Source organism: Nostoc sp. ChiQUE01b (assembly GCF_034531255.1).
GTDB lineage: Bacteria > Cyanobacteriota > Cyanobacteriia > Cyanobacteriales > Nostocaceae > Nostoc.
Map to the genome: position 1 here is coordinate 1 of NZ_JAVRBM010000152.1, position 9111 is coordinate 9111.

Sequence of the window (9111 nt, forward strand, 5' to 3'; positions counted from 1 at the left end):
CTAACATCAGTCCATATAAATTGATTTTTTATTGTTTGTGAGAAATTCGCGTAATGTCATTACCTTGTAACAAAGAACGTAAAACTTCCATCATTGACTCCTAGCTACGAATGTTTTTATTTTCAGGAAACGTAAATTTCGTTTGAGAAACTAATTTTACAATCCATTTTTGAATTTCATAACTTGTGTAAATTCTATCAACACTAAAAGGGCATTTTATTTCCTGCCCCCAACGGTAAATAGTGGCTACAGAAGGATGTGGCTTTAATCTCTGGAGGGCAAGTCGTAACTCATCGCCTTTACAAACCAACTTCGGAAGATTATCCAGAAAGAAACGATAACGATTTACATCAGCGATTCTAATAGCTTTATAAGGATTGCGTTTCCTCAATTCCCCGTAAGCCTTGACTTGCGACATACAAGAGATATCGTTTTCATCTTTGATGTTCAAGCGCTTTTTAACTCTTTGCCAAGTCCGGTCACATACCTTTTTGCCAAGCGATCTCTGGTACTCCAATCTCAATTTAGATGCCATTTCCTCCTCTTTTGCGACAAACGAGATTTTTTTTCTCAATCGCTTCTATCCCTTGTTCAATCAGGGATAGGACTCGCCGTGAGAACCTCTAATTGGATTTAATGATGAGAATTTTATTGGTCATAAACCCCAAACCCCTTTGATGCGGTAAAATTTTGGTTAATTTTGGCGACAGATTCTCATGGCTTGTCGCTTCATACATATAAAAATACCCGCTTTTGTTGGGCGGGTCATTACTTGATTAACTAATAGTTAATAAATAGGAGTTAGGAGTCAAAATTCAGTAATCCGAATGGTATCAGAGGTGGATTCAGACCTACACTTTTGTTGTTGACCATACTTCCACCTTGTTTTGTTACCACCAATTTTTCTTACTTTGTGGGTTGCTAGAATATCGGTTATTCATCTGTTCCTTGGTTAAAAGACCCAACTTACTTTTTTCTGACTCCTGACTCCTGTTTCGACAATTAAGCAACAAGATTACGTTTAAGTTCATAGAGCCGAGCTATTAAAACGAACTTAAGCATATTTCGTGTTCTCTCAGGCATCTGAGGAAATTTGATTCCGGGGCCCCATTTGATCTGCACTGTTTTGAACGGTACATCCAGTTCTCTTGAAAGAATTGAACAGTACTCTTTGAAAATTCCGCGTTCGCTTTCAAGGCATTCTACTGACTCCAGAGACATTCCAGTATAAGCAGATTTAATTTGTCTACAAAAAGTTAATGGAGATATATCTGGAATGCGCGTTTTTGGTAACATCTATAAATCCTCCAAGGTTTGTTGGGGGTAGTGCTTCAGCATGAGCGATCGCATCGCGTTAAGACTGCGATCGCTTAATAAATTTATTGAAACAGAATTCAGCAATCAAGAGTCAGGATACAATTCGTTTACTCCGACCGGAAAAGCTCATTTTTCACCCACATTAAAGAAAGCATATTTAGTGGTCAACTTTCCTAGTTGTGGGTCTGAATTCTCCCTTTTTAATTCTGGTTCCTAACTCCTAACTTCTAACTCCTGACTCCTGACTCCTGACTCCTGACTCCTGACTCCTGACTCTATTTTATTACCATACCGTACCATACTAAAATTTGCATCTATGACGTAAACTACCGTACCATCAGAAAACTAATTGCTCTGCCGAATATGCCGAAACCAGGATTTAAAACCATAACAGTTCCTGACTGGATTATTGAGGAAATTAAGAGACAGCCTGACTATAAAGGGAATCAAGCTGCCACTTTGGGGGCGCTCGTTAGGGATGGTGTTGCGGCTCGTGGCGGAGAATTGGAAAACCCAGCAATATTCCTTGCACAAGTACTGAATCACTTACCTAATTGGGAGCGGCGCGAATCCTGGGAGTTAGCGCTGACTATTTTAAGTTGGTTGCAAGAAACAGAGCATAATGCTGATTGATCGGATTGATAAAATTGGTTCATGGGTAATTTTGGTGCAATGCTTCTTTTAGTAAAACTAATTCGCGGTCAAGATAACACGATTGTAGAAGGAAATTTAGTAGAGCTAGCGCAAAAGCACACCGATGATTATGTCAACAATTGGAAAGAACAATTAAAATTGCATGGGCAATCAGATAAGTTTTGGGACTGGGAGTTTAAACTGGAGTTTGTCATTAATAGACAAGCAAACCGTGAAGGCTTTGCGATTGAATACGAAGATGAAACTCAAGGATTAATGCTGATTGAAACCCAAATGCACGGTTCTCGCTTGGTAGAGGGTAAACGCTTGGTATATATTGACGGTATAGCTACTGCACCTTGGAATCGGACATATATCCAAAGTCCGCCAAAATTAAAAGGTGTTGGAACTGCATTTTTGGCGTTTGCCAGAACTCGCAGTTTAGAGCTAGGTTATGAGGGCAGAGTAGGGTTACATTCACTACCGGGAGTAGAAGAATTTTATGATAACCAAGGCATGATTGATGTGGGAGAAGATGAAGATTATGACGATCTAGTTTACTTTGAGTATGGAGTTTTTCGTTCTCCTGTATGAGGTAGTAAAGCTAAATGAGTCAATTATTTGATGAAGAATCTTTAAGAAAAAGTGTTGAAGCTGAGGATAAAGTTGGCGGCAACATTGGGGCTGGATTGGATTGGGGGTCAGCATTTGCAGGATTAATGGGCAATCTAGAACTTTTGGGACGTTTCACAACATTGCGTATTTCTCTAAATAGAGAAGTGCGGTTGCTACTGAATAATTGGAATTTAGGCACAGCTACGAAAATTGCAGTTATTGCTGCAAAAGAAAGGATACTTGAAAAGTTTAGATTACCGACACCAGAGGTAAGAGAATATATACTTACTACTCTGGAAAATGATCAGCTTTATGGTGAAGAATTCATTTCTAATCGAGAAATACTGCGCGAACTGCTTGGGGTGTTGTTAAAACAAGAAGATTGGGAAACCATTGCAGCAGTTGCAGCAGATTCGTTAAAGAAAGAAATTATACATCAAGCTGTTAGTGAAAAGATTTCAGCATAAGTTATATTGTCAAAAGAAAATTAATGATCTTGTTTGTGAAGAACAAAGTTTTGTACAAGATGATATGACAACTTTTGAAGTCTCCATGCGATTGCTCCTATTATTGTTTTAACTGTGTTTGTACTACTCGCTGCTGCCTTTTCTCTATCAAAACCTGACCAATAGCTCCCCTAGTACCCAGCCCAAACATTCCTATCGCAATCATGTACATTGCATTCTTGCCAAAAAATTGCACTCTTAGATACCCGATAGATATGGACGCTAATGTGCCAGTGAGACTTACAACAATTACTTGTGCTTGATTCCGTTTCATAACTAGAATGCCTTTCCTTGCGAGAGGTTTTAGGTTGTATGATTTTGCTATTAGATAATCGTGCCACTGGGCAATTTATGATCGAATTGACACCGAGACAAAAAATTTTTATCCAAGATGATGTGACTACCCGTTTACATCATCTAGCTGCACACCTTGAGCAAATTCAGTCTTTGTGGACTCAAGACTTGTCGCAGGAATTGATGCTGCCTTTGGTAAAAGAAAGTCGGTACTTTCTTGAGTGGACTGTACCCGACATGGTAAAAGCAGACGACATTGACCGAGCCTGTGAGTTAGTTGACTTAGGTCGGATGTTGACTCGATGGCTATTCCACTGGGATAATATTTGGTCGGATGCCGAACAAAAGCAATCTGCTTCTCTTGAAACTTCATATTGGTTACGTCGAGTTTTGGAAATATCACGTACAGAACCGGAATCAATGAGTGCTTGACCTCTATGAATTCTTTCTCTGTTTGACTAGCACCGAACGCAGATACTGCCGACAAGCTGCTTCTCCCCGATAAATCAGAATCCGCAGCGCCTGTATTTCCTGCATTGGAGAAACACAGATTTCAGCGATGGCTGCAATCAAATTCTGTTGCTTCTGCACATAATCTTGATGCTGCTGCTCTAACTCTTGAATCTTGGAGTTTAGCTGTTGTATCTGCCGTAATGCTTGCGTCAAGGACGATTCTTTGTTTTGAGAGCGATTATTCAGAGTTAACGTCATTTTCTTACCCTTCTAAATTTAGATTCTTTCTGTTTACTGTTGAGTCATCTGCTTCATATCATCGATTGCATTCAAGACTTCCCCCAAAATATTGAAAGCATCGTTTAAAACCACGTCATTCAATGTAGAAAAGTATTAGGAGGATTCGATATTGCGATAATCTTGACTACTGCTAATAAGCCGCAATGTATATTGACAACCTTGCAATACGGCTTGATTTTCTGAAGTAGTTAGCTTAATTTCCATTGGTGTGTTTTAACGTTGAAAAACTGAATTAATTTCGCCGTTATCAATAGCATTTTTGGCATGGCGAACAGCTTGCGTATGATTGTCAAAAGTTTGAGTTGAAGGTGATGCCCAAGTTGTTTTTAAAAAGCCCTGCTTCCCAACATGAACATCCACAGCACCATCTGATAATTCGGTACTCTCAATTTTGTAGCCGCCATGTTTGGTTTTGTACTCTTTCATCATTGTTTCTCTCCCTAAAATTTATCCCGGTGAATACTGAAACTTGCTCCGACTAATGAACAGCCTAAGAAGGCAGAAAAACTGACCAACATTGCACCCAAGCAAATACTTTTCTGCTGCTGCCACCCGGAGATGATGATGATGTTGGGGTTAGCATTTATGTCGATAATCTCCAGCCCCCAACACCCCATTGCCCCAACTCCAGAAAATCCAGTAATTAGCAGAGAGACAATTGCAGTGGTTTCTATGGTGCGATCTATGAATACTTTGGAGTTGAATCGTCTTCTTGTCCGATGATTTTTAACTAATCGGACTTTTTGCTCTTGCATACTTGAACGAGCAATTTGTTTGTGATTAGCCATCGGTTTCACTTATTCTCATGAATTACTAGGAAAAATATGATCCTCTACAGACAACTTGAACTGTTTTATTCCTCCGCTATAGTGGATTTTGATGCCGGAAATTATTTTTTGTTCTGTGAGTTCTTCAACTTCTTCGGGGCAGGATAAATCGCGCCAAGGCAAACACTCTTTTATCCACTCTTTAGCCCACAAAAATTCGTTAGCAGTTAGCTGCTCGACTTGTATTTTCATTTCGCTTCATCCAACTCCACAAAAAATCCTGCACCTGTATTTGTCACTTTTACCAGCTTGCGATTAACTAATGTTTGTATGACACAGAGACTAAAGCTGATGGCAGATAATCGAGCGCTGCCACCGCAACGGCGGAGGTACTGAAGACATAACTGGGAATGGTCTTTTGGGACTGGGTTAGTTTTTTTAGGCATGATGTCTTTCCTGTTGTGGTTTGTAGGAAGCAAAGCGATGGCAGAAAAAAATAGTCAAGCATTAATACTGCTTGACTAAAGTATTTTTGAATTTAAAGGTGAATTTCAGTTATTAGAAATTATCAAGATTGTCAAATTGATTTGTTGCAGAGTGCTTGTACATTTTGGCTTTATTCATTTGATGTGTGGAAGCTTTAATTACTGGGATTGCAGCTTCCTTAACAGAATCTTTTGCTTGTTGAAATAGAAATTGTGTCGTCCCTTGTGCATCTTCTTCTGCTGGGTCAATTTGTCCCCATAAGGAGCAACTTAACTCTAAAGATTCATAGTCACCTAAATTGAACTTACGTGTGTAAGTTACAGCAATAGTCTTGATTTCCATAATTTAACCAAACAATATTTCAAAATGAAGTGTAGCTTTTTAGCATCTCTTAGAAAGTGACGCTTCTCAAATTACAAATGTCGCCAGAAGTTCTTACTGATAGTCTTGAGACTGACATCTGCCGTTTCTGTTGTTGTTTCAGGGACATGGCCAACAGCCACCGCAGCAACTTGTGGTGCAGGTGTGGCTAACAAAGAATTAAGCAATCCCATTTGATAATCAACATCTTCTACTGAGCGATATACCCTGTATGGTTCAATTTGCATACCCAAAGGTGTTGGAACAATCTTTAGATATTGATTTAGGGCATTGATATAAGCAACTGAAAAATTTCTCTGCTCTACATAAGGACGAATAATCCCTAGTAATTCAATCGCTCTTTTGATTTCAGAAACTTCACAATTACTGTCGATTTGTGACTGACTTCTTCTGTAGCCTTTCATCATCTTTTCGGCTACTAGATTGTTGAATTTGCTAACGGCTCTTTGATAATTACCTAATGTGTGGATTTTAGTCTGTCCTTGATAACCGACTCTGCCCCACTGCACTGTTAAATTACCATCTTCGACAATGGCCGCCCAGAATTTATTGCTGTTCTGGATAGCATCAACATACACTAAATAGATTTCCATGTTGATTATTTCTCCGTTGGCTGTGGATTAGATATACCTAAAATCCTGTTCTTAAAGGTTTCAAAGCTCTCTTCTTTGGGTTTAGCAGGTGGTGGAACATCTTTGTTTAACAAACAATTTTTGAAGTTCTCGAAACTTAGATATTGACTCATTTCCTTCTCAGGTCTAATTCATTTGATTAGTGAATTGGTGTTTGATTTTCAAACACTTCTTTTTACTTGGGCATTGCCCCATCTAATTTGATGCTGTAAAGCTTCAAGTACTATTTCCGCTTCTAGAGTTGTTAGTCCATTTAAAACAGAGCAGACATCATACAAATCTTGGGGAATAGAATCAGGAATTACTAGCTCACATAAAGCATCTTCAAGGGCTGTAGAAACTGGATATTCAGTTGGGGTGTACTCTTGTTGCATAACAATGTATCTAGACAGAGTTACTCGTAATAAAAGTTTGGTTTCTCTATCTAACTTCTCTAAGTGTGCGCCGTAGTTATCAACGAACTGGTTGATTAAGTCTGTTTGTCCGTAATAAGTAACTAAGTCTGTTGCCATTTTCTTTGGTCTATCTAATTATTAAGAAGCTGGTGTTAATTTATAAAAAAAGTGTGATTGCCCCCATAAGATAGGGAGCAACCGCAATTAATATCAGTTCATGTTTCTGTATTTGGCAGTTCTGAGAGACTGAGTTTTCGCTGCAACCACAGGACTACTAGCCTGTCGTGCAGTTGATGCCCATTCCCTCATCCGAGAAACCGCCGCCGCATCCTGAATTGCAAACGGGGTAATCGTTTGACGACAGGCTTCGAGGTCAGCAAGTGTTACCTGCTGCGGTCTATCCTCATCGAATGCCAGCAGAGCAGCTTCCGAAGCAAGGGTTTCCAATTCTGCGCCGGAGAATTTCGCGGTCGAAGCTGCGATCGCCTCCAAATACTCCGATTCCAGGTGAATACCAAATCGCTCTAAATGAATCCCCAAAATCTGTATCCGTTCTGGTTCTGTAGGCAGATCAACAAAAAAATTTTCATCAAATCTTCCCTTCCTCTTTAGTTCACTTGGCAGCGCAGATGGGTCATTACAAGTTGCCACGACAAACACGCCACTGGTTGATTCCGACATGAATGTAAGGATATTGCCCAGAATCCTCTGTGAGACTCCGCTAGTGTCACCAGTCCCCGAAAGAGCTTTTTCTATTTCGTCAATCCACAGGATGCAGGGTGCGATCGCTTCTGCTGTTTTCAAAGCCCGTCTAACATTTCCCTCAGACTCACCGACCAGACTGCCCAAGAGGGACGCAATGTCTAGTTGGAGTAGTGGTAAATTGAGAATGTTAGCAATATTCTTGGCTAATAAAGTTTTCCCAGTACCGGGTGGGCCAGCCAGCAACACACCTTTTGGTTGAGGTAGGTGTAGCTCACGCGCATCTTGTGTGAATAGCCGCCGCCGCCGATTGAGCCACTCACGCAACAAATCCAATCCTCCAAAAGAGATGCTAGCAGGCTTGCCCAATTCAATACCCATTTGAGACAACAGCCGAGTTTTATACTCAACTGCTTGGGGTATGAAATTACTATCAATTAAAATCCCATCTGATGTTAGGTTGTGTTTGACAGTTAACCGCAGGAAGTCGCTAATCTCCTCCAGTGTTAATCCCAGAGCAGCACGAGAAAGAGATTCAATTTCACTTTTATTAAGGGAAATAGTGAAAGTCAATTCCTGTTCAATAGCTGACTGTTGTAGATCATGCAAATAAGAATTGATATGAAGTAGTATTTGCTCAACTCCCGGTAGAGGAATTTCACAATAAGGGATTAAGCGTACAAGTGACTCGTGTAATTGAATGTTTTGACCCAGCAGCACAATGCGTTTATCAGTCGGTTTGAGACGATGGTAGAGATTTTTTACCTTGCTAACAACCTCCCAAGATAACGAAGGCGAATTTTTACCAATAAACGAGTGAATGTCACCTAAGATAAAGATTCCATCAGCACTAAAGTTAGCAATGTAGTCGAATACGAATAGTAGTGGATCAGCCTGTGGTGGTCTTTTGTACTCTGCAACTGGCTTAAACACCAAACCACCATCCGACGCAATCAGGCATTGTTCGAGACTGGACACACCCAGATTCCAGAAGAATACTGGACTTGATAGCTTGCTCGATGCCTCTGTAGTCAACCACTGAATAATCGTCGCTTCATCGGGTGACAGAACATCAACCGCAGCTATGGGTATTTGTGAATCGAGTGTGGAAAGCAGATTTGAAAGTTTCATTGTTTTTCAATTTGATAAGGAACTGGAGATAATTCGTCGTGTGTATTTACGACTTTTACGATCACCTCATAGGCTTCGGCATCGCCGTCAAAAACTTCTGCTATACCGTTGTTCTCTTGGTAGGCAATCGCTGTTACTATTGCATTCAAAAGTACGCACAAACCCTCTGTACTAGCTTTGATGATCACGGGTTGTCTTGGTTTTTGCTGGGCATAAACGTGAACAAATGGGTATTCTTTAGCTAATTCGTTCATGATTGTTTTTGAGGGGGGAAGAAAGTTGATTCCCCCGTGTTGATTACTGACGCAAACGTGTTTGATTACTGTTCGTAGTCCGAAGTTGTTGGGTTTGGGCTTCGTCCTTGTAAATGCGATCACCCTCCACAACCCCAAGTGCCTCTTCAAACGGTTGCGTAGCCGATAAACAACTCAGCCCCTCGAACCCCTCATACCATTTCACTAAAAAAATGATAAAGATAGTTAAAGAAGAAATATGAGCA

General features: G+C 40.3%; 18 protein-coding genes. 5 read left to right on the forward strand and 13 right to left on the reverse strand.

Annotated elements, in window-relative coordinates:
• Nucleotides 1–100 precede the first annotated feature (100 nt).
• Complete coding sequence (locus tag RMY63_RS40420) at nucleotides 101–574, reverse strand: hypothetical protein (RefSeq protein WP_322734053.1); 474 nt, start codon at nucleotides 572–574, stop codon at nucleotides 101–103.
• A 762-nt stretch (nucleotides 575–1336) separates the two neighbouring features.
• On the opposite strand from RMY63_RS40420, the gene RMY63_RS40425 reads away from it, so the two are divergent.
• The 4 genes from RMY63_RS40425 (at nucleotide 1337) to RMY63_RS40440 (ending at nucleotide 3032) form a co-directional block, all read left to right on the forward strand.
• Nucleotides 1337–1534 carry a hypothetical protein gene (locus RMY63_RS40425; protein ID WP_322734054.1) on the forward strand — a complete coding sequence of 66 codons (198 nt, stop codon included), beginning with the start codon at nucleotides 1337–1339 and terminating at the stop codon, nucleotides 1532–1534.
• 146 nt (nucleotides 1535–1680) lie between these two features.
• A complete protein-coding gene (locus RMY63_RS40430; RefSeq protein ID WP_322734055.1) occupies nucleotides 1681–1950 on the forward strand; it encodes a hypothetical protein in 270 nt (89 codons plus the stop codon).
• A 39-nt stretch (nucleotides 1951–1989) separates the two neighbouring features.
• Nucleotides 1990–2544 (forward strand): GNAT family N-acetyltransferase, encoded by a 555-nt coding sequence (locus tag RMY63_RS40435; protein ID WP_322734056.1) that lies wholly within the window; start codon nucleotides 1990–1992, stop codon nucleotides 2542–2544.
• Between the two features lie 14 nt (nucleotides 2545–2558).
• Nucleotides 2559–3032 (forward strand): hypothetical protein, encoded by a 474-nt coding sequence (locus RMY63_RS40440; RefSeq protein WP_322734057.1) that lies wholly within the window; start codon nucleotides 2559–2561, stop codon nucleotides 3030–3032.
• A gap of 100 nt (nucleotides 3033–3132) precedes the next feature.
• On the opposite strand, the gene RMY63_RS40445 is transcribed toward RMY63_RS40440, so the two are convergent.
• A complete protein-coding gene (locus RMY63_RS40445) occupies nucleotides 3133–3345 on the reverse strand; it encodes a hypothetical protein (RefSeq protein WP_322734058.1) in 213 nt (70 codons plus the stop codon).
• Between the two features lie 38 nt (nucleotides 3346–3383).
• On the opposite strand from RMY63_RS40445, the gene RMY63_RS40450 reads away from it, so the two are divergent.
• Complete coding sequence (locus RMY63_RS40450; protein ID WP_322734059.1) at nucleotides 3384–3797, forward strand: hypothetical protein; 414 nt, start codon at nucleotides 3384–3386, stop codon at nucleotides 3795–3797.
• A 3-nt stretch (nucleotides 3798–3800) separates the two neighbouring features.
• Here the strand turns inward: RMY63_RS40450 and RMY63_RS40455 are convergent, their stop codons facing one another.
• The 11 genes from RMY63_RS40455 to RMY63_RS40505 form a co-directional block, all read right to left on the reverse strand.
• Nucleotides 3801–4076 carry a hypothetical protein gene (locus RMY63_RS40455; protein ID WP_322734060.1) on the reverse strand — a complete coding sequence of 92 codons (276 nt, stop codon included), beginning with the start codon at nucleotides 4074–4076 and terminating at the stop codon, nucleotides 3801–3803.
• Nucleotides 4077–4331: 255 nt separating this feature from the next.
• Complete coding sequence (locus tag RMY63_RS40460) at nucleotides 4332–4547, reverse strand: hypothetical protein (RefSeq protein ID WP_322734061.1); 216 nt, start codon at nucleotides 4545–4547, stop codon at nucleotides 4332–4334.
• 11 nt (nucleotides 4548–4558) lie between these two features.
• A complete protein-coding gene (locus RMY63_RS40465; RefSeq protein ID WP_322734062.1) occupies nucleotides 4559–4906 on the reverse strand; it encodes a hypothetical protein in 348 nt (115 codons plus the stop codon).
• A gap of 15 nt (nucleotides 4907–4921) precedes the next feature.
• Nucleotides 4922–5137, reverse strand: coding sequence for a hypothetical protein (locus RMY63_RS40470; protein ID WP_322734063.1), 216 nt, complete (start codon nucleotides 5135–5137; stop codon nucleotides 4922–4924).
• A complete protein-coding gene (locus RMY63_RS40475) occupies nucleotides 5134–5331 on the reverse strand; it encodes a hypothetical protein (protein WP_194145115.1) in 198 nt (65 codons plus the stop codon). The genes RMY63_RS40470 and RMY63_RS40475 overlap by 4 nt, the downstream gene beginning before the upstream one ends.
• Before the next feature lie 112 nt (nucleotides 5332–5443).
• Nucleotides 5444–5713, reverse strand: a complete 270-nt coding sequence (locus RMY63_RS40480; RefSeq protein WP_322734064.1) for a hypothetical protein — start codon at nucleotides 5711–5713, stop codon at nucleotides 5444–5446.
• Nucleotides 5714–5784: 71 nt separating this feature from the next.
• Nucleotides 5785–6345, reverse strand: a complete 561-nt coding sequence (locus tag RMY63_RS40485; RefSeq protein WP_322734065.1) for a WGR domain-containing protein — start codon at nucleotides 6343–6345, stop codon at nucleotides 5785–5787.
• 200 nt (nucleotides 6346–6545) lie between these two features.
• On the reverse strand, nucleotides 6546–6896 hold the full coding sequence (locus RMY63_RS40490; protein WP_322734066.1) for a hypothetical protein: 351 nt from the start codon (nucleotides 6894–6896) through the stop codon (nucleotides 6546–6548).
• 93 nt (nucleotides 6897–6989) lie between these two features.
• Entirely contained in the window at nucleotides 6990–8612 is a 1623-nt protein-coding gene (locus RMY63_RS40495; protein WP_322734067.1) for an AAA family ATPase, read from the reverse strand.
• The gene (locus RMY63_RS40500) at nucleotides 8609–8866 is read right to left on the reverse strand and encodes a hypothetical protein (RefSeq protein WP_190902086.1); all 258 of its coding nucleotides are present in this window, start codon (nucleotides 8864–8866) and stop codon (nucleotides 8609–8611) included. The genes RMY63_RS40495 and RMY63_RS40500 overlap by 4 nt, the downstream gene beginning before the upstream one ends.
• Nucleotides 8867–8909: 43 nt before the next feature.
• Nucleotides 8910–9104, reverse strand: a complete 195-nt coding sequence (locus tag RMY63_RS40505) for a DUF2997 domain-containing protein (protein WP_322734068.1) — start codon at nucleotides 9102–9104, stop codon at nucleotides 8910–8912.
• Nucleotides 9105–9111: the final 7 nt, after the last annotated feature.

Bases quoted from the DNA above. Each gene is read 5' to 3' on its own strand.
- RMY63_RS40480 (WP_322734064.1), bottom strand. From the start codon at position 5,713: ATGGAAATCAAGACTATTGCTGTAACTTACACACGTAAGTTCAATTTA.
- RMY63_RS40500 (WP_190902086.1), bottom strand. From the start codon at position 8,866: ATGAACGAATTAGCTAAAGAATACCCATTTGTTCACGTTTATGCCCAG.
- RMY63_RS40440 (WP_322734057.1), top strand. From the start codon at position 2,559: ATGAGTCAATTATTTGATGAAGAATCTTTAAGAAAAAGTGTTGAAGCT.
- RMY63_RS40485 (WP_322734065.1), bottom strand. From the start codon at position 6,345: ATGGAAATCTATTTAGTGTATGTTGATGCTATCCAGAACAGCAATAAA.
- RMY63_RS40445 (WP_322734058.1), bottom strand. From the start codon at position 3,345: ATGAAACGGAATCAAGCACAAGTAATTGTTGTAAGTCTCACTGGCACA.
- RMY63_RS40450 (WP_322734059.1), top strand. From the start codon at position 3,384: ATGATTTTGCTATTAGATAATCGTGCCACTGGGCAATTTATGATCGAA.
- RMY63_RS40460 (WP_322734061.1), bottom strand. From the start codon at position 4,547: ATGATGAAAGAGTACAAAACCAAACATGGCGGCTACAAAATTGAGAGT.
- RMY63_RS40455 (WP_322734060.1), bottom strand. From the start codon at position 4,076: ATGACGTTAACTCTGAATAATCGCTCTCAAAACAAAGAATCGTCCTTG.
- RMY63_RS40495 (WP_322734067.1), bottom strand. From the start codon at position 8,612: ATGAAACTTTCAAATCTGCTTTCCACACTCGATTCACAAATACCCATA.
- RMY63_RS40490 (WP_322734066.1), bottom strand. From the start codon at position 6,896: ATGGCAACAGACTTAGTTACTTATTACGGACAAACAGACTTAATCAAC.
- RMY63_RS40465 (WP_322734062.1), bottom strand. From the start codon at position 4,906: ATGGCTAATCACAAACAAATTGCTCGTTCAAGTATGCAAGAGCAAAAA.
- RMY63_RS40475 (WP_194145115.1), bottom strand. From the start codon at position 5,331: ATGCCTAAAAAAACTAACCCAGTCCCAAAAGACCATTCCCAGTTATGT.
- RMY63_RS40430 (WP_322734055.1), top strand. From the start codon at position 1,681: ATGCCGAAACCAGGATTTAAAACCATAACAGTTCCTGACTGGATTATT.
- RMY63_RS40425 (WP_322734054.1), top strand. From the start codon at position 1,337: ATGAGCGATCGCATCGCGTTAAGACTGCGATCGCTTAATAAATTTATT.
- RMY63_RS40470 (WP_322734063.1), bottom strand. From the start codon at position 5,137: ATGAAAATACAAGTCGAGCAGCTAACTGCTAACGAATTTTTGTGGGCT.
- RMY63_RS40435 (WP_322734056.1), top strand. From the start codon at position 1,990: ATGCTTCTTTTAGTAAAACTAATTCGCGGTCAAGATAACACGATTGTA.